This window comes from Pacificoceanicola niger (assembly GCF_048553275.1).
Taxonomy (GTDB): domain Bacteria; phylum Pseudomonadota; class Alphaproteobacteria; order Rhodobacterales; family Rhodobacteraceae; genus Pacificoceanicola.
Genome location: NZ_JBLZMW010000007.1, coordinates 170,980 through 189,786, shown reverse-complemented (window position 1 = coordinate 189,786; position 18,807 = coordinate 170,980). Strand labels below are relative to the sequence as shown.

The window sequence follows — 18,807 nt, the reverse complement described above, 5'->3', positions numbered from 1 at the left end:
TACCTCAAACCGGAGGAGGAAACGGGTATCAGGTCAAGAAGCACACCCTCAAATCGATTTGGGCAACAAAGACAGCCCGCAGCCAACGGAAAAGGCTCCCCTGGATCGAAGATATCCAAGGTCCGGGCGGGGCTTATTCCAAATCTATCACAGTTCCGCCGCCTAGCTTCGCCTGTTCACATGCGGCTAAATCGGTATGGCACAAAATCGTGTCGCGGCCCGTCAGTTGACGCATACGAGAGATGAGAGCCGTTTCCGTTTGGATGAAGGCTGCCTTGGCCGATGGGAGTTGAAGTACCTGTCCTTGTAAATAAATCGGTTCCTGCGCGGATGCGACTATTGTCGCCAATCTACGGGTTTCTTGCTGCCATGGGCGATAAGTCGAGTACTGCGTAAATGTTTGTAGCAAGTAGCTCCCAAGGATCAACAAAACGAAATTGCGAGCCATCCGTCCCGACAGGCCGCCTTTTTGCGTAAGAATTTCTGAAGCCCGCACAATCAGCAAAGCATAAAAAACCCAGACGAATATAAAGGCGCGCGGTGGCGCAATCACACCAAGTTTGCTGATCTGTACCGTCATCAGGCCAAGACCCATCCAAAGGCCGGCATGCAAGTAAAGCGCTTCCAGCCGGGCATTCCGCCACAACACGATTGAGGCTGCCATCAACATCCCAATGTGAAAAACGACCGCCGGTTTGAACTCAAACGCTGTTTTGACCAAAAAGTCTGAGACGGATTGCGTTACACGCGGCAGGTTTGCGAGTAGGCCATCGAAATCTGTGGCCGGATTACCATCGCGCCATTCTGCCAAAGGCACACCAAAGATCCCGTGTATCTGCCAATTCAGGCTATATGCCGTTAATACCGCGAGTGCGAAGCTGAAAATGAACAAGACAAGGATACTCGCCAAGTCTTTCAGTGACCTTTCATCGCTGCGGACCAAAACAATAGCGAGCAATAGCAACGGATATGTCGAATAGGCCATAAAGCTGACCACGACAAAAACCGGCAACAGCATGCGAAGTTTGGTGGGAGGCAAATAGCAACCTAAGACAGCATACAAAGAAACAATCGCAAGACCTGGGATCAAAGTATTAAACCACAAGGAGATCAGCGATGCAGGCGGGGCCACGAGGATCAGTAAAGCCAGAACAACCGAAAACCATCCCGGTCCCTTTTTCCCAAGCGCCGCCATGGCAGTTGCTGCAGCAAAAAGAGCCCAAAGAGCTTGATACACTGAGAAGTTCAGCCACGCAGGTGTCTCTATTCCACGAAGATGCCAGACATAGTTGAGCCATCGTCCTTCATGCAGCGTCTTTTCCCAAAAAGTTGCAGCGTCACCAAAGTACGCCGGATAATCATCGTGACGGATGATTGGATCCAAAAGATTTGGCAGTGAAATAATCAGTATGCTCAACAGCGCTGCGGTCAAAACCGGGAAAATGCGCGTCCGTTGCGCGTGATCAGAAACCGGAACTGTATTTGGCAAGCTGTCGATCAGGGTCATGATACAGCATTTGCCTCTTTGGCGGAACGGGATGCCCGTGTCGCAATCAGCCATGCACGGGCCTGAGCTATGCGTGTCACAGCGTTTTGCGGTAGATGCGTGACAACAGCGCGGCGCAATTTCCACAACGCATTGCCGCCATTGGCCAGCTTTTGACCATAAGGCACTGAGTGGCGAAGCACATCATCCGGCAAACCTTTTCTGCCTGCCTCATTAACGTACAAAACGGTGTTGAAACGGTACCAAGGCTCAACGCCGGTGGCATTCTTGAGCTTTGGGCGCACGCAATCTATTGCGTGATATCCACGTTCTTCGAATAATCCCTGCCAAAAGGAAAGCGGCCGTTCATTGATATGGAATTCACCGCCTTGTCCGATGACGGCTGCCGAAAACAATACCCGATCGGAGGCATTGGTTAGGCTGTCGATCAGAGTATCAGACGCGGATCCAGGCAAGTGTTCGCCCACTTCCAAACTTTGGGCAAGATCAAAACGGCGTCCTGTTTCGATCGGGCGGGTTAGATCGGCCGCGATGAAACTTTTCTGTGGAATAGTGAGCTGCTTACGGTCCACATAATCGCCATCAACGCCAGCAACCGTCCGGGCGCCAGATCGCGCCCATTCATTCAGCCAGACACCTCTGCCACACCCGAGATCCAGAACGCTTTGCGGTTGAAGGATCGGACCCATTTTGGCGATCAGACTGCGCGCCGAGCGCTGCGCACCTTGATCAATATAGTCGAAAAACGTGTTGTTGTAGATGTGAGTCATGACGCTTTTTCCAGTTGCACAGACCCTTTGGCAAAAACCCAAAGAGACATGAGAAGATAGTTCTGAATTGGCAAGATAATTGTGACCAACAGGGCAGATACCCCGTGACTCAGGCCAAGCTTAGGGCCCAGAAAGCCGGTAATACCTGCTGACGTCATGAAGCCAATTCCAACCATCACGGTAAATTTTAGAACCTGACGTGTATCGCCGACGGGTTTTGCAAAAGTGAAACGCGCTTGGGCGAGATACTGAAACGACACCGCTACTACAAAGGCCGCGGCATTGGCGACGATTATTGGCAATCCGACCCAAAGAAGAGTAATGTACAGGGCGATATAAAGACCCGCCACCGTTGCCCCTACGAGAGCAAATCGGAAGAGTGTGGATTGCATGACCATAGTCAGGCCAAGGAACGGAGATTGACTTGCGCGTCTTGCGAGCCACTTTTGGCCTCGGCGTCTCCGACCTGTTCTGAAACGTAATACAGGGGGCGGCCCTTGGCCTCGACATAAAGCCGGCCGATATATTCTCCCATGATTCCCAAGGTCAGAAGTTGAATCCCGGAAAAGGCACTGATGGCCAAAACGATAGAGGCCCAGCCCGGAGCGGTTTGATAGACGATCAATGAATGGATCACATAGATCATCATCAACCCTGCAACACCCAGACTGAAGAAGGACAGCTCCGTAGCCAGCTTCAGCGGCTTGGTCGAGAAAGCGGTCATGGCATCCGTTGCAAGACGCAGCATTTTGCGGAAAGGGTATTTGGTTTCACCGTATTCGCGTGAAGCGCGGCTATATTCGATACCAACCTGGTTGAACCCGACCCAGGCGAACATACCGCGAATAAACCGCGCGCGCTCCGGCATGGCCAGGACAGCATCGAGAGCGCGGCGGCTAACAAGGCGGAAATCACCGGTATCTTTTGGAATGTCGACGTCGGACATCACATTCAGTAGCCGATAAAACGCATGAGCGGTGGCCCGTTTGAACAGAGTTTCCCCCTGACGTTCGATCCGTCGACCATAGACAACATCATAGCCGCTATCCATCAGGCGCATCATGTCCTGCAGCAGCTCCGGCGGATCTTGCAGGTCCGCATCCAGCATGAAAATCCGATCGCCCTTTGCCGCCTCCAGACCGGCAGTCAAAGCGATCTGGTGTCCGCGATTGGCAGAAAGGCGAAGCCCAACCAGTTGTGGGCAAGTGCGCCTTGCATCTTCTATGGCAGCCCACGTTCCATCAGTCGACCCGTCATCAACCAGCAGGATTTCCGTCTGGTCCTTGTAAGGTTCGACGGCCTCGGCGAGGCGATCCACCAGGAAGGGAACCATCTCCTCTTCGTTGAAACACGGGACCACAATCGACACGAGCATTACGGCATTCTCCACTGCTGCTTGGAAAATGATTAATGCTCTACTGTGCTTCAATTGGGGCAGGGATCGGACATCTGTGTGAAATTGGTCCCGGTTAATCCGACCGGTCCGAGCGTGGTCATCTCTCAGGCTGTCAGGCCCTTTCGCAGAGCGGCAAGGTCGAGGTGCCCTGCGACAAAGACAGCGCCGGCTTCGATGGCCTGCTCCCGCACATCGGGGGAGAGGGTGAGGATGCCTGGTGGCAACCCGGCGGCGCGGATGCGGCGGATCGAGTCGAGAACGGCCTTGATCACGTCCGGATGGGTTGGCTCTCCGGGATAGCCGAGCGAGGCGGCGAGGTCGGCGGGGCCGATGAAGATGCCATCAACGCCGGGCACAGCGGCGATTTCCTCGATCCGGTCCATGGCGGCGCGGGTTTCGACTTGCAGCAGCAGGCAGATCTCTTCGCGGGCTTTCTTGTGGTAGCCCGGAATGGTTGCAAAGCGGGTGGCCCGCGTCAGGCCCGCGACGCCGCGGATGCCAGCTGGCGGATAGGTAACGGCGTCAACGGCCTGCTGTGCCTCTTCGGGGGATTGGATGTAGGGCACGAGGATGGTCTGCGCACCGATGTCGAGCAGCTTTTTGATCTCGGCGGCGTCCAGACAGGTGGGGCGGACGATGGGCGTGACCGGATAGGGGGCGACGGCCTGTAGCAATGGCAGTAAAGTGATGGAGTCCAGAGGCGAGTGTTCGGTGTCGAACATCATCCAGTCAAAGCCGCAGTCGGCCATCATCTCGGCGGCGAGCTGATCGCGCATCGTGCACCAAAGCCCGCGTTGCAGAGTGAAGGTCTTGAGTGCGGCCTTGAAGGTGTTCTTGGGCAAGTCAGCCATGGGAAAGTCCTGCTATTGCGGCCGGTTGAGGGCGGTGAGTTCGGCGCGGTGGTCCTGCATCCTGAGGAAGGCCCGGTAATCGAGGGCATAGGCGGCCTGCGCGGCGGGATCGGGGGTGAAGATCGAGGGTTCCTGTGCCATGGCGCGGGCGATGGAAGTCAGATCGGGTGCGTCTTGCACACTGGCGAAGGCCATGGTGGCCGTGCCGAGCAGGACTGTATCCTGACGGCGCTGGCTCAGGATGCGGCGGCCAGTGACATCGGCGAAGAGCTGGGTCAGCAGATCGCTTTGCGTCAGGCCGCCGACCACGGCGAGATCGGCGGGCGTGCCGGATTGGCCGCCGATGTGTTCGATGATCTGCCGCACGCCGAGCGCGAGAGACAGGGCGGAGCGCCAGTAGAGGCCGCAAAGGCCGTCAAAGCTGCGATCAAGAGTGAGGCCGCTGACGACACCCTTGGCCAGCGGATCAGACAGAGGCGCGCGGTTGCCGTTGAAATCGGGCAGAACATGGATGTGGTTGGCGAAGGTTGGGCCGTTTTGAGCGATCAGCGCCTCCAACCGGCGCAGAATTTGCGCGTGGGTTGGGCGGGGTTCGCTGGCGGCGCGCGGCCATGTATCAAGCATATAGTCGAGCAGAGCCCCGGCGGCGGATTGTCCCCCTTCGCTGACCCATTTTCCGGGCAGCACGGCGCCGAGATAGGGGCCCCAGATGCCGGAGCGATAGAGTGGCTCGGTCCCGATTGACATGATGCAGTTCGAGGTGCCGGTGATCAGGGTTTGTTGCGGGGTGTCGGGGGTTTGCCGAAAAAGACCCTGCGTGCCCAAGGCCCCTGCGAAGGCGTCGATGATGCCACCGCCGACAGTGGTCCGGGGTGTCAGGCCGAGCGCTTGGGCGGCCTGCGGGGTCAGCTTGCCTGCGGCGGTGCCGACCGGGAGAAGGCTGTCCGACAGGCCGGCTTTTTGAGGCAGATCAGCGAGGTCTATTTGGGCAAGGAAGTCGGTTTGCCAGCCGCCTGCGTCAGGCAGGAAAGGCCATTTGGCGGCGCTGGTACAGATAGAGCGGGCGCTGATGCCGGTGGCCTTCAGCACGAGGTAGTCGGCGAGATCGCCGGCCCAGCCGAGCCGTGCCCAAAGGTCGGGACGCTGGCGTTTGAGCCAAAGCAGCTTGGGCGATTGCATTTCTGGCGACATGGTCGCGCCGAGGTGGCGGATCAGGTCGGCGCCGGTGGCGGTGCACAGGTCGGCCTCGTGGACGGCGCGGTGATCGAACCAGGCGATGGTATCGCGCCCTCCCTCTCCGAGGGAGAGCGGGGTGTGGGCCGTATCAAGCAGGACCAGCGAGCAGGTGGCATCAAAGCCGAGCGCCGCGATGGTGCCCGGATCGACGCCCGAAGTGGCGATTGCGGCGCGGGTGGCCGCACAGACCGCCTGCCAGATCTGATCCGAGGCGTATTCGGCGTGGGCCCTGTCCGGTTCGTGCACGGCAAAGCCGACGACTTCGCGCGAGAGCATGGTGCCCTCCGACGAAAAGATGGCCGCGCGGGCGCTTAGGGTTCCGACGTCCACGGCGCAGACATGGGATGTCATGAAGTCACCGGACGTTGGTCAGTTTTTCGATTTGCTGTGGTAGATCCCGCATGGTCGCGATGATGGCATCCGGCGCGAGTTTTGCAAGTTTATCATGCAGGTTGGCCGGACCGGCGTGGCTGCCGCCGGTGAATCCGATGACCCGCATGCCTGCCGCCTTGGCCGCCGTGACCCCGGCGGGGCTGTCCTCGACGACGATGCAGCGCTCGGGCGGGACGCCGCGTTGCTGGGCGGCATAGAGAAAGAGATCGGGCGCGGGTTTGCCGTTTTCAACCATGGTGGCGCTGTAGACAAAGGGCTCCAGCAGCTCCGACAGGCCGGTGAGTGCGAGCGAAAGGTGAATGCGATCGGGTTGCGAGGAAGAGGCGACACAGGCCGGCCATGGCAGCGCGCGGATCGCGTCGAGCACACCCGGAATTGGTTCCAGGTCAGCGCGAAACCGGGTGTAGAGCGCCTCGCGCATTTCATCGATCTGGGCTTCGGTCAGTTCGACGCCGCAAGCCTCGCGCAGCCAAGCGGCGTTGGATGCAGCAGACTTGCCGAGCAGCTGGTCATAGCCTTCCTGCTCGGTCATCGGGCACTTCAGAGCGGCGAGTTGATCAAGGGTGATGGCAAGAGAGATGGGTTCGCTGTCGACAAGCACACCGTCACAATCGAAGATCACCAACCTCCCCTGCATCCTGCCATCCATCATTACTCAACTGCTTTCGAGATAGCGGGTCAGCACCGCCTTGGTTCCATCTTTCCAGAGCGCGTCGAGCCAATGGGCGAACCGTTGGGCGAAGGCTTCGTCTTGCGCAAGGTCACCATAAACGGCGTCCTGTTCAAGCCATGCTTGCGGTCTGTCCTTCGCTTCGAGGGCGAGTGGGACCAAAACGTCCCAGTTTGGGTCGTTGGCTTCAATGTTGGCGCCGGATTCGGTCGTTCCGGCGCAATACCGGCACCAGAGCGCGCATTCGAGCGCGAGACCGTCAAACCTGGCATGCGCCGCGAGCGCGTCGCGCACGGCGGGAATGACGAACTTCGGCTGGCGGTTGGTTCCGTCGAGGCAAAGGCGGCGGATGGTGTCGCCGATCTTGGGGTTGGAGAAACGCTCTTCGATTTTGTCGAAGTAGGCAGAGGTGTCTGTATCCGGCACCGGCGGAATGAGCGGGATGATCTCCTCCTCTTCGATCTTGCGCAGAAAAGCGCGGATCAGCGGATGCTCCATGGCTTCATGGACAAAGTGAATGTCCATGAGGCCCGCCGGGTAGGCGATGATGGCGTGCCCGGCGTTGAGGATGCGCAGTTTCATCAGTTCGAAGGGGATGACGTCGGATGTGAATTGCACCCCGACCTTTTCCAGCGGCGGACGGCCGAGGGGAAAATTATCCTCCAGCACCCATTGCGTGAAGTCCTCGCAGAACACGGGCCAGCCGTCGTCGATGCCGAATGCGTCACGCAGGATGCCACGCTCGCGGTCGGTGGTGGCGGGGGTGATGCGATCCACCATGGCGTTCGGGAAGGCGACGTTGACCTCGATCCAGTCAGCCAGTGCCGGATCGGTCAGCCGCGCCAGCCCGGTCAACGTGCGCCGGGTGACATCGCCGTTGTGGGGAATGTTGTCGCAGCACATGATGGTAAAGGGCGCAAGGCCCTTGTCCCGGCGGGACTTGAGCGCGCAGAGGATCATGCCAAAGACGGTCTTTGGGTTGTCCGGGTTCTGTGCGTCGTGCTGGATTGCGGGATGCTTTGGGTCGAAATTATCCTTTGAATCAAGGAAATAGCCGCCTTCGGTGATCGTCATGGAGACGATGCGGATATCGGCCTGCGCCAGGCGGTCCACGATGGCCGCGGCGTTGCCGGGTTCGATAAAGTCGATCATGGAGCCAAGGACGCGGGCGTCGGAATGGCCTGCCTCCTGCTCGACTAGAGTGGTGAGCCAGTCCTGTGCCTGCAGGATTGCGCGCCCCTTCTTTTCGCCGTCGAAGACGCCCGCCCCGACCAGCGCCCAATCCAGTGCCTCGCCCTTGTTCATGAGCGAATCGAGGTAGGTTGCCTGATGGGCGCGGTGAAAATTGCCCACGCCGAAATGTACGATGCCTGCACTCAGGGAGCGGCGGTCATAACCGGGGCGTCCGACAGTGTCCGGCAGATCGGGCAGCGTGGCGTTGGAGAGTTTGAGGGTCATAGTCTTTCCCACAGGTCGGAGGGGTTGCAGCGGTCCGGGGCAGGGATTGGCCAGCCCCGGCGCGTCTCAATCGATACGCAGGCCATCGGCGCCGAAGCGGTGGATCTTGTCCGCCTCGGGCGTCAGGTAGACGGCGTCGCCATGGTGAGCGTCGAATTCGCCGCCGACGCGCACGGTGATGGTCTCGTCGAGGCCGGTGTCATGCACATGAAGGAAGGTGTCCGAGCCGAGGTGTTCGGAGACGCCGACTGTGCCCTGCCATAAACCTTCGGTCTTGGAGGCCTGCAGGTGTTCGGGGCGGATGCCGATGGCATGCGCATCGTGTTTGGCCGCCTCGGGACCCTCGAAGATATTCATCTTCGGCGAGCCGATGAAGCCTGCGACAAAGCGATTGCGCGGAGCGCGGTAGAGATCGAGCGGGCTGCCGACCTGTTCGATCACACCGGCCTGAAGCACCACGATCTTGTCGGCCATGGTCATGGCTTCGACCTGGTCGTGGGTGACGTAGATCATCGTCGTGTCGAGTTTCTTGTGCAGTTCGGAGATTTCCATCCGCATCCCCACCCGCAGCGCCGCATCGAGGTTCGACAGCGGCTCGTCGAAGAGAAACGCGGCTGGCTCGCGCACAATGGCGCGGCCGATGGCGACGCGCTGGCGCTGACCACCGGAAAGCTGCCCGGGGCGGCGGTCGAGGTAATCCGCGAGGTTGAGCGCCTTGGCCGCGGCGTCGATGCGGCGCTTTTGCTCCTCTTCCGGCACACCCGCCATCTTCAGCGGAAAGGCGATGTTCTTGCGCACGGTCATATGCGGGTAGAGGGCGTAGCTCTGGAACACCATGGCAAGGCTGCGCTTGGCTGGCGGCAGGGCGGTGGCGTCGTTGCCGTCGATGCGGATCTGGCCGGAGGTGACATCCTCAAGCCCGGCAATCAGCCGCAACAGGGTGGATTTGCCGCAACCGGAGGGGCCGACGAAGACGACGAATTCTCCGTCTTCGATGGTCAGGTCCAGCGGCGGGATGACGTTCACTTCACCGAAGCTTTTGGTCACCTTGTCGAGGGTAATGCGTCCCATGTCAGTGGTTCCTTGTGTATTGCGCTACCGCTTTGCTACTTGAGCGCGTTATTTCACTGCGCCGAAGGTGAGGCCGCGGACGAGTTGTTTCTGGCTGAACCAGCCCATGATGAGGATCGGGGCAATGGCCATGACGGAGGCCGCCGAAAGTTTGGCGTAGAACAGGCCCTCGGGGGACGAATAGCTGGCGATGAAGGCCGTCAGCGGCGCCGCGTTGGCAGCTGTGAGGTTCAGCGTCCAGAAGGCTTCGTTCCAGGCCAGGATCACGTTCAGCAAGAGCGTCGAGGCGATGCCGGGAATGGCCATGGGCGTGAGCACATAGAGGATTTCTTCACGCAGCGATGCCCCGTCCATCCGCGCCGCTTCGAGGATTTCGCCCGGAATTTCGCGGAAGTAGGTGTAGAGCATCCAGATGATGATCGGCAGGTTGATCAGCATCAGGACGATCACCAGACCAAAGCGGCTGTCCAGTAGGCCGAGTTTGATGAACAAAAGGTAGATCGGGTAGAGTACGCCGACCGCCGGGAGCATTTTCGTGCTGAGCATCCAGAGCAGGATGTCCTTGGTCCTTTTCGATGGCACGAAGGCCATGGACCAGGCGGCGGGGATGCCGATGATCACGCCGAGGATGGTGGACCCCCCCGCGATGATGACCGAATTCCAAAGGAAACGCATGTAGTCGGAGCGTTCCTGCACCACCGAATAGTTCTCCAGCGTCCAGTCGAAGAAAAACCAGATCGGCGGATCGCTGATCGCCTGGGCTTCTGTCTTGAAGCTGGTGAGGATGGTCCAGAGGATCGGGAAGAAGATCAGCAGCCCAATCGCCCATGCGATTGCCGTGTTGATCGACTTGCGTTTTGTCGTGACAGCGCGTGCCATGGTCAGGCCCTCCTCAGGCGTCCAGGTTCTTGCCAACGATGCGCATCAGGAAGATGGCAAGGATATTGGCGAGAATGATTGCATAGACACCGCCGGCCGAGCCGAGACCGATGTTCTGGCTTTCCAACACGCGCTGGAAGATCAGGTAGGACAGGGTCTTGGTGCCAAAGGCGCCGCCGGTGGTGACGAAAATCTCGGCAAAGATGCCCAGAAGGAAGATCGTCTGAATCAGGATCACGATTGTGATCGCCCGGCTGAGGTGCGGCAGGATGATGTAGTAGAAGCGCTTGATTGCGGGCGCGCCGTCCATTTCCGCCGCTTCGAGCTGTTCGCTGTCGAGCGACTGGATCGCGGTCAGCAGGATGAGTGTCGCGAAGGGCAGCCACTGCCAGCTGACGATCATCACCAGCGAGGGCAGGGAAGCCTGGGACAGCCACTGGACCGGTTCGGCCCCGAAGAAGCGCCACAAATGCGCAAGCAGGCCATTGGTCGGATCCATGAACATGTTCTTCCAGACCAGCGCTGAAACCGTGGGCATGACGAAGAAGGGGGCGATGACGAGGATGCGGACAACACCTTGCCCCCACATCGGCTGATCGAGGAGGATCGCCAGAAGCACACCGAGGCAGATGGTGATCGCCAGCACGCCGCCAACGATGATCAGCGTGGTTTGCACCGAGGGCCAGAACGCGCTGGATGTCACGAAGCGGACGTAGTTCTCGAAGCCCACCCAGCCCAGATCACCGCCGCGCAGTGGCAGGTATTTCTTGAACGAAAAGTAGAGCGTCATGATGAGTGGAACGAGCATCCACCCCAGCAGCAGGACAACGGCGGGAGCCATCATCAATCGGGCTGCGGACCGCGACTGTTGCGTCGCCATGTCTTCATCCTCCCAAGTGTAGCGGGTCATGTGCCGCCGCGGTTGGCGGGCGTTTCGGGCCAGTGAGAAAGGGATCAAGGCAAGTCCTGGACCGGCTGGATCTGCAAGACCGGGCCGCGCGGCGCAGTCTCGGGATCGTGGCGAGACAACTGCGGTTGCCGTTTCCCGAAGGGCAGGAACATCCGGGGGCAGCGCGCAGGCCGCCCCCGGACGGGAAGGCGTTAGCGGTAGCCCGCTGCTTCCATTGCATCATTGGTGATCGCTTGCGCCTTCTCCAGCGCCTCTTCGACGGTCTGCTGACCGGCGTAAGCTGCGGAGAACTCCTGGCTCACTTCGGTTGCGATGCCGGCGAACTCGGGGATGGCCGCGAACTGGACGCCGACATAGGGAACCGGGTCTACGGTCGGGTTGTTCGGGTCCGCCGAAAGGATCGAGTCCAGCGTCATCTGGGCGAAGGGAACTTCCATGTAGTTCGGGTTCTCATAGAGCGAGGTGCGCGCGCCCGGAGGTACGTTCGCCCAGCCTTCGTTCTCGGCAACAAGATCAATGTAGCTCTTGGAGGTGGCCCACTCGATGAACTGCTTGGCGGCGGCTTCTTTCTGGGTGCCTGCCGGAATGGCGAGCGCCCATGCCCAAAGCCAGTTGGCGTTCTTGCCAAGGCCGGTGTTCGGCGCGAGGGCAAAGCCGACGCTGTCCGCGACGGTCGAGTCGTCCGGGTTGGTCACGAAGGAGGCCGCGACCGTCGCGTCGATCCACATGCCACACTTGCCCTGCTGGAACAGAGAGAGGTTCTCGTTGAAGCCGTTGGTGGCGTAACCGGCGGGGCCGGACTCGTCCATCATGCCCTTGTAGAAGTTCAGGGTGTTGGCCCAGGCCTCTGTGTCGAACTGGGCGTTCCAGTCCATGTCGAACCAGCGCGCGCCAAAGGAGTTGGACATTGCTGTGATCAAGGCGCCGCCCTCACCCCAGCCGGCCTTGCCGCGCAGGCAGATGCCGTTGATGTCGTTTTCGCGGTCGGTCATGGCGGCTGCCGCTTCGCGGATGAAGTCCCATGTCGGAGACTGCGGCATTTCCAAACCGGCCTTTTCCATCAGGTCGGTGCGATACATGATCATCGAGCTTTCGCCATAGAAAGGCGCGGCATAGAGAGTGCCCTCGTGGCTCAGCCCGCCTGCCATCGCGGGCAGGATGTCATCCACGTCATAGTCTTCGCTGAGATCGTCCAGCGGCACCAGCCAGCCGTTCGCACCCCAGATCGGGGTTTCGTACATGCCGATGGTCATGATGTCGAATGCGCCGCCTTTGGTGGAAATGTCGGTGGTCACGCGCTGACGCAGGACGTTCTCCTCCAGTGTGACCCATTCGACTTCGTGTCCGGTCTTTGCGGTGAAGTCGTCGGTCAGCCCCTGCATGCGGATCATGTCGCCGTTGTTCACGGTTGCGATGGTCAATGTTTCTGCAGTCGCGGAAAATGCGGTTGCGGTGAGTGCCGTTGCGCCCAGAAGAGCGCGGATCGTGGTGTTCATGAATTCCTCCCGAATTGAGCGATTGCTTGGCTCATGGGCAAATATTCATTACTGAATGCCCTTCGGTCAATGAAAATCGTTTCCGCACTGCAGCAATTACAGGCAGTTCTTGGTTAATGCATTGTGAATATTTGGATAATAATTTGGGACCGTATGTGGCGACCAAGGGGGACGCCGTTGATTTCAGGCGATTTTGTCCTGTGGGAACCGATTCACTTCTGGGGTGAATCCGTCTCGACCGGCTTCAATTTGCGCGCCGCAAGTGCGCTGATCGCGACCATCGCGGCCGCGGTGCCAAGGCAGAGCGGAAGCCCGCCAATCTGATAGCTGACTCCCGAAAAAAGCGTCCCGAGCAACCGCCCGGCCGCGTTGGCCATATAGTAAAAGCCCACGTCCATGGTAACCCGGTCGCCGGTGGTGAAGCCGAGGATCAGATAGCTGTGCAGCGCGGAGTTGACAGCGAAGAGAGCGCCGAACGCCAGCAGGCCGAGGACAAGCGTGACCGTCAGCCAAGGCGCCGGAGCACCCGCGAGCCAGCTCAGCAGCGCCAGCCCGGCGGGGATCACACTGAGCGCTGCGGCCCAATGGCGGGCAAGGCCGGTGATCTCTGCCATGCTGCGGGTCTTGGCTCTGAGCAGACGCGGGGCATTGGCCTGCACGATCCCATAAAGGATAATCCAGCCCGCCATGAAGGTGCCGATTGCGAAAAATGCTGCCCGGTTGCCCGCTTCCGTGCCGTCCGAGAGAACCGCATAGAAGTAGATCGGAATGCCGACGACGAACCAGACATCGCGCGCGCCAAAGAGAAAGATGCGAGCCAGGCTTAGCCAGTTTATGTTGCTGTTTGTGGAGAAAACCTCGGAGATTTTCGCGTCTTTGCGACCGCGCGGCAACCCGCCTGGCATCTTGAGCGCCACGGCCGCGAGGATCAAAGCGAGGATTGCCGCCATCGACAGAATTGCGGCGACAAAGCCGAGCGTGGCCAGCAGGGCGGCGCCAAGCAGGAACCCGAAGCCTTTGATGGCGTTCTTGGAGCCAGTGAGCAGTGCGACCCAGCGAAACAGCCCGTCCTTCGTATCCGGGGCGAGCAGTTTGACGGCTGACTTGGAGGACATTTTGGCCAGATCCTTGGCCACGCCTGAGGCACCCTGCACCAGCATGACAAAAGTGACAGAAGCCGCAATCGTCCAGCCCGGATCAAGCTGTGTCAGTGCCAGCAAGGCGATGACCTGAAGGCCAAGCCCGGCATAGAGCGTAGAGGTCAGACCAAAACGTGCGGCGATCCATCCCGCGCAGAGATTTGTGATCACGCCGGCCACCTCATACAGCACAAAGAGATAGGCGAGTTGGACGGGAGAAAATCCGAGGCTGTGAAAATGCAAAAGCACCAGCATCCGCAGCGCGCCATCGGTGAGCATGAAGGCCCAATAGGCGGCCGTGACCGCGATGTAGGCTGAAAGTCCCTGTCTCACAGGGACTTTCCAACCATCAGAGCAACATCGACGAGCCGGTTCGCATAGCCCCATTCGTTGTCGTACCAGGCATAGATCTTCACCTGCGTGCCATTGATGACCATGGTTGACGGCGCGTCCACGATGCTGGACCGCGGATCATTGGTGTAATCTGTGGACACCAGCGGGCGGGTCTCGTAGCCGAGGATGCCTTTGAGCGGGCCGTTGGCGGCGGCTTCGAACAGGGCGTTGACTTCCTCTGCCGTTGTGGGCTGTTCTACTTCGAAGACGCAGTCGGTCAGCGAGGCATTGAGCAGCGGAACGCGGACCGCGTGTCCGTTCAGTTTTCCCTTCAGTTCCGGGTAGATAAGTGTGATCGCGGTAGCGCTTCCCGTGGTGGTCGGGATCAGGGAATTGAGCGCGGAGCGGGCGCGGCGCAGGTCTTTGGCAGGGCGATCAACGATGGTCTGAGTGTTAGTCACGTCGTGGATCGTGGTGATCGAGCCATGCCTGATCCGCAAGGCTTCGTGAATGACCTTCACCACGGGCGCGAGGCAGTTGGTGGTGCAGGAGGCCGCGGTCACGATGCTGTGCTTTTTCGGGTCGTAGACATCATCGTTGACGCCGAAAACGATGTTGGCGGTTGGGCCATCCTTGACGGGCGCGGAAACGACGACCTTCCTGACGCCGGCGGCGAAATAGGGGGCGAGCTTTGCCTCTGTCTTGAAGGCGCCGGTGCAGTCAATGACCACATCGACGCCCCCGAGCGGTAAATCTTCTAGATTCTTCGAATTAAAGACAGGCAAGCGCGTGCCGTCTACCGAGATGCTATTTCGATCAAACGTGAAATTCGCATCCCAACGGCCATGCACTGTATCAAATTCCAGAAGATGGGCGTGCATCTCTGGCGTGCCAACCGTGTCGTTGATCCAGGCAATCCTCGCGCCGCTTTCGAGCAAGGGTTTGAGGGCGAGTTTGCCGATACGGCCAAGGCCGTTGAGTGCATATGTGATCATGTCGGTTCCATCGTGGCGATGCGATCCATCGCTTTTTGCAGGTCGTTTCGGTGCATTTGCGTCAAAGGTAGCCCGGCGAATGTATCGATCCGGTGTCGCAGGGTGTCGTAGGTTCTCTGGAACGCGGCCTTGCGCGCTTTCTTGTCGCCGTCGATCTGCACCGGGTCCGGCAGTCCCCAATGGGCCATCACCGGATTGCCCGGCCATTTCGGGCCAACGCGGTTGGCGGCGCGATCACACACGGTAAGCAGCAGATCGACACGAGGCAGGGTCTCGCCGATTTCCTCCAAGGGTTTGCATCGAAGAGTGTCGATGCTATGCCCTTGCTTTTGAAGAATCTTTAAAGCAGTTTGGTTTGGATTTCGATACGGATCCGTGCCGGCGGAATAAACCTTCATGCCCGGAATAGTGGCATCGCGCAGAATTGCTTCTGCCATCAAGGAGCGGGCTGAATTGCCGGTGCAGAGGAAGACAACGTTGAGGTGATCGGCGTTAAGCGGCTGCGGTGCCGGGCAAAGATCGGCGCGGCCCTGACAGCAGTCTTCGACGAGAAAACCGACAAGATCCCGAAGCGCGGGCAGCGTCGCACGGTAGAGGAGTGACGTGCCGATACGATGCTTCCGGATCAGCCCGGTTTTTGTCAGAGCGCCGAGGTAGACCGAGCCGGTCGATGGCTTCAATCCGAGTGCGGTGACGATCTCGCCGGCCGGAACTTCGTCCGGATAGCGGCGCACGAGCAGGCGGAAAATAGCAAGGCGTTGAGGGTGGCTCAGGCACGCAAGTTGTGAGAGGGCAGTTTCATCCATAATTCGTGAAATATAGAAATTTGATACGCGGTCAAGCGATTCTTGCGTGTGACTAGCGATTATTTCGTAGTTTATTGAATTAATTAGAAGTCAGGAACACCGGGCGTGTGACGGAGCCGTTTTTGCGCGGCGATGCGAAAGGGCGCATTGGGGGCGCCAAAGCCGGTATAGCCGTGACTGCGCTGAACGATCTCGAAGAACAGGCCGCCGGCGAAAGCCTTTGAATAGACTTGAAAGAATTCGCCTTTCTCGTCCCGGTCATAGAGCACATTGCGGGCCTGCATGCGTTCCATCAGCCCGGCTGGAAAGTCAAAGCGCGCGGCAAGATCGTCGTAGTAGTTCCGCGGCATGGGTAGAGGTTCGAAGCCGCGGTCCGCCAGGCGATCCATGGTGGAAAAAATATCGTCCGTGGTCATGGCGATATGCTGAACCGGGGCACCGAAACTCTCCGACAGAAAGCGCCCGGCAAGCGTGCGATGCGTGTCAGCGCCATTGAGCGTGATGCGCAGGGCTCCGTCGCTGGTTTCGAGGACCTGCGAGCGCACAAGCCCGTCGGGGTCGATGACGTCGTGCATCGGGCTTTTCTGCATGTCGAAAACCGCGCCGTAAAAGAGCGTCCAGCTGAGCATGTCCTCATAGCTCATGGTTTGCGCAAGGTGGTCGATTCGGGTGAGACCAGCTCCCTTCGGCGTGGTCGCGACGCCGAACTCTGCCTCCCAGACGGAGGCAAGGTCGGAACTGTCGTCGAGCAGATGCAAAACGCTGCCGGAGAGACCGCGCATGGCGGGAATGTCCAGCTCACCTGGGCCAGTTGGTTGGGAAAAGGGTTCGATTCCGAGGGCTTTTGCACGGTCGAGGGCATCAGTGGCGGCGCTGACCTGCAGGCCGATGTCGCAGACAGCAGTGCCACGGGCGTTCCAGCTGTGGTCAGCGTGGCCGGTTGTTTCGGCGTTTAACACGATCCGGATCTCGCCCTGTTGCCAGAGCGTCAGCGCCTTGTTCCGATGTTTGCTGGCTTGTTCGAACCCGAGAGCGTGAAGCGTGGCTTCGAGGTCGCGCGCCTCCTGTCCGCGCGTGGCGAATTCGACAAAGCTGACGCCTTTCGGCCTGACGCGGGCAGGAATGACGGGCAGGTCCACGGCCAGTGTCGGCTCGGCGCGGCGCACGTCATCCATTAGCGAGATCAGCGAGCGGTAGCCGTCGCAGGCGACTCCGCGTGTGGAGCTGCCGCGGAAGTGATCATTGAAGATCTCCAGCGAGATCGGTCCGCTGTAGCCCGTGGCCATAACGGCGCGCATGAAGTCGGTCACGGCGAGGTCGCCCTCTCCGGGCATGTTACGGAAGTGACGCGACCAGTAGAGCAGGTCCATCTCGATCTGCGGTGCGTCGGCGAGCTGGACAAAGAAGATTTTGTCGCCGGGAATGCGGCGGATGGTCTCCGGGTCGATCTTGCGAGCGAGCGTGTGGAAGCTGTCGAGCACCAGCCCGATGTTCGGATGATCGGCGCGGCGGACGATCTCCCACGCGTCTCGGTGATCGTTGACATGGCGGCCCCAGGCGAGGGCTTCGTAACCGACGCGCAGGCCGCGTTGCGCCGCGCGTTCCCCGAGTTCGTGGAAGTCGGCGGCGGCCCGGTCGATCCCACCAAGCGCGGCCTTGTGGCACGAGGAACAGACCAGCACCAGGTCAGTTCCGAGCGCCTGCATCAGGTCGAACTTGCGTTCGGCGCGGTCGAAGGCTTTGGCGCGAAGCGGTTCTGGCAGCCCCTCGAAATCGCGGAAGGGTTGAAAAAGAAGGACGTCCAGCCCGTGATCGCGCACCATTTGGCCGACGTCGTTGGGAGATCCGTCATACGCGATGAAATCCTGTTCGAAGATCTCGATGCCGGAGTAGCCGGCTGCGGCGATGGCAGAGAGTTTCGTGCGGAAATCGCCGGAGATTGAGACAGTCGCGATGCCTGTTTTCATTGGGATAATCCAGTATCAAAGGCCTCGAAGCGGGCGCGCATCACGGCGGGGTCTGGCTTTGTCCCGGTGAAGAGTTCGAAGGCGCGGACCGCCTGAAAAAGCGCCATGCCGCCGCCGTTGAGAGTGCGGCACCCCTTGGCGCGCGCGGCGCGCAGGAGGGCTGTTTCAAGAGGGAAATAGACAATGTCCGTGACCCAGTGATCCGCGCGCAGCAGGTCGGGCGGGATGGCGGTGCCGGGCAGCTTGGCCATGCCCATCGGGGTGGCGTTGACAACGCCGGTCGCGGCCCTTGAGGCCGCTTCGAGGGAGGTGACGGGAGTGCCACCGGTCTGCTCTGCGAGGGCGTCGGCGGTCTTCGGGTCGATGTCATGGATCAGCAAGGTCTGCGTGCCGAGCGCCTTCAGCGCATGGGCCACGGCGCCGCCCGCGCCACCCGCGCCAAGCAGGAGCGTGGTTGCCATATCGGCGCCGGGCAGATGCTGGCGCATGCCCTCGGCAAAACCCCAGAAATCGGTGTTATGACCGTGACGCTCCCCATCGCGGAAAACCACTGTATTCACTGCACCAACGGTTCGGGCGGAGTCGGACAGGTGGTGCAGGTGCTGCATGACCTGCTTCTTGTAGGGAAATGTGATGTTGAGCCCGGCGAAGCCTTCGGCCTCTGCCTTGTCCAGCAGGTCACAGAGCGCCGGTTCGGTGGTCATTTGGTCGAGATCAAGCAGGGTGTAGCGGTAGTCGAATCCGAGGACCTGACCTGCGGCGATGTGCATCGCGGGGGTGCGCGACGCCTGAATACCGCGTCCGATCAAGCCTACCTTGAAAGGGCGCGTTTGGGCCATGGATCGGGAAAAGTCAGTCATGATGGACTCCGCAGTTTGGTCAATTTGTACCGCATGGTTCATTCGCCGTCAAAAGATTTTGTACCATACG

The 18,807-nt window shown here is 59.9% G+C and carries 17 protein-coding genes; all 17 read right to left on the bottom strand.

Annotated elements, in window-relative coordinates; genetic code table 11:
* Positions 1-133: 133 nt before the first annotated feature.
* Positions 134-1,507 carry a hypothetical protein gene (locus tag ACN2XU_RS11440; protein WP_419410572.1) on the bottom strand — a complete coding sequence of 458 codons (1,374 nt, stop codon included), beginning with the start codon at positions 1,505-1,507 and terminating at the stop codon, positions 134-136.
* Positions 1,504-2,277, bottom strand: a complete 774-nt coding sequence (locus tag ACN2XU_RS11435) for a class I SAM-dependent methyltransferase (RefSeq protein WP_419410571.1) — start codon at positions 2,275-2,277, stop codon at positions 1,504-1,506. Before ACN2XU_RS11435 ends, ACN2XU_RS11440 begins: the two co-directional genes overlap by 4 nt.
* Positions 2,274-2,669 (bottom strand): GtrA family protein, encoded by a 396-nt coding sequence (locus ACN2XU_RS11430; protein WP_419410570.1) that lies wholly within the window; start codon positions 2,667-2,669, stop codon positions 2,274-2,276. The genes ACN2XU_RS11435 and ACN2XU_RS11430 overlap by 4 nt, the downstream gene beginning before the upstream one ends.
* 8 nt (positions 2,670-2,677) lie before the next feature.
* Positions 2,678-3,652, bottom strand: coding sequence for a glycosyltransferase family 2 protein (locus ACN2XU_RS11425; RefSeq protein WP_419410569.1), 975 nt, complete (start codon positions 3,650-3,652; stop codon positions 2,678-2,680).
* Positions 3,653-3,777: 125 nt separating this feature from the next.
* The gene (locus ACN2XU_RS11420; RefSeq protein ID WP_419410568.1) at positions 3,778-4,524 is read right to left on the bottom strand and encodes an HpcH/HpaI aldolase family protein; all 747 of its coding nucleotides are present in this window, start codon (positions 4,522-4,524) and stop codon (positions 3,778-3,780) included.
* Positions 4,525-4,536: 12 nt separating this feature from the next.
* Positions 4,537-6,111: an FGGY-family carbohydrate kinase gene (locus ACN2XU_RS11415; RefSeq protein WP_419410567.1), complete on the bottom strand. Its 1,575-nt coding sequence runs from the start codon at positions 6,109-6,111 to the stop codon at positions 4,537-4,539.
* Positions 6,112-6,115: 4 nt separating this feature from the next.
* Complete coding sequence (locus tag ACN2XU_RS11410; RefSeq protein WP_419410566.1) at positions 6,116-6,775, bottom strand: HAD family hydrolase; 660 nt, start codon at positions 6,773-6,775, stop codon at positions 6,116-6,118.
* Between the two features lie 33 nt (positions 6,776-6,808).
* Complete coding sequence (locus ACN2XU_RS11405) at positions 6,809-8,281, bottom strand: mannitol dehydrogenase family protein (RefSeq protein WP_419410565.1); 1,473 nt, start codon at positions 8,279-8,281, stop codon at positions 6,809-6,811.
* 66 nt (positions 8,282-8,347) lie between these two features.
* Entirely contained in the window at positions 8,348-9,352 is a 1,005-nt protein-coding gene (locus tag ACN2XU_RS11400) for an ABC transporter ATP-binding protein (protein WP_419410564.1), read from the bottom strand.
* Positions 9,353-9,400: 48 nt separating this feature from the next.
* Positions 9,401-10,231, bottom strand: a complete 831-nt coding sequence (locus ACN2XU_RS11395; RefSeq protein WP_419410563.1) for a carbohydrate ABC transporter permease — start codon at positions 10,229-10,231, stop codon at positions 9,401-9,403.
* Between the two features lie 13 nt (positions 10,232-10,244).
* A complete protein-coding gene (locus ACN2XU_RS11390) occupies positions 10,245-11,111 on the bottom strand; it encodes a carbohydrate ABC transporter permease (RefSeq protein WP_419410562.1) in 867 nt (288 codons plus the stop codon).
* 221 nt (positions 11,112-11,332) lie between these two features.
* Positions 11,333-12,637 carry an ABC transporter substrate-binding protein gene (locus ACN2XU_RS11385; protein ID WP_419410561.1) on the bottom strand — a complete coding sequence of 435 codons (1,305 nt, stop codon included), beginning with the start codon at positions 12,635-12,637 and terminating at the stop codon, positions 11,333-11,335.
* Between the two features lie 212 nt (positions 12,638-12,849).
* Complete coding sequence (arsJ, locus tag ACN2XU_RS11380) at positions 12,850-14,109, bottom strand: organoarsenical effux MFS transporter ArsJ (protein ID WP_419410560.1); 1,260 nt, start codon at positions 14,107-14,109, stop codon at positions 12,850-12,852.
* Positions 14,106-15,104 (bottom strand): ArsJ-associated glyceraldehyde-3-phosphate dehydrogenase, encoded by a 999-nt coding sequence (locus ACN2XU_RS11375; RefSeq protein ID WP_419410559.1) that lies wholly within the window; start codon positions 15,102-15,104, stop codon positions 14,106-14,108. The genes arsJ and ACN2XU_RS11375 overlap by 4 nt, the downstream gene beginning before the upstream one ends.
* Positions 15,101-15,910 (bottom strand): arsenate reductase/protein-tyrosine-phosphatase family protein, encoded by an 810-nt coding sequence (locus ACN2XU_RS11370; protein WP_419410558.1) that lies wholly within the window; start codon positions 15,908-15,910, stop codon positions 15,101-15,103. The genes ACN2XU_RS11375 and ACN2XU_RS11370 overlap by 4 nt, the downstream gene beginning before the upstream one ends.
* Before the next feature lie 83 nt (positions 15,911-15,993).
* Positions 15,994-17,877 carry a bifunctional sugar phosphate isomerase/epimerase/4-hydroxyphenylpyruvate dioxygenase family protein gene (locus tag ACN2XU_RS11365; protein ID WP_419410557.1) on the bottom strand — a complete coding sequence of 628 codons (1,884 nt, stop codon included), beginning with the start codon at positions 17,875-17,877 and terminating at the stop codon, positions 15,994-15,996.
* Positions 17,874-18,737 carry a shikimate dehydrogenase gene (locus tag ACN2XU_RS11360; protein WP_419410556.1) on the bottom strand — a complete coding sequence of 288 codons (864 nt, stop codon included), beginning with the start codon at positions 18,735-18,737 and terminating at the stop codon, positions 17,874-17,876. Before ACN2XU_RS11360 ends, ACN2XU_RS11365 begins: the two co-directional genes overlap by 4 nt.
* Positions 18,738-18,807: the final 70 nt, after the last annotated feature.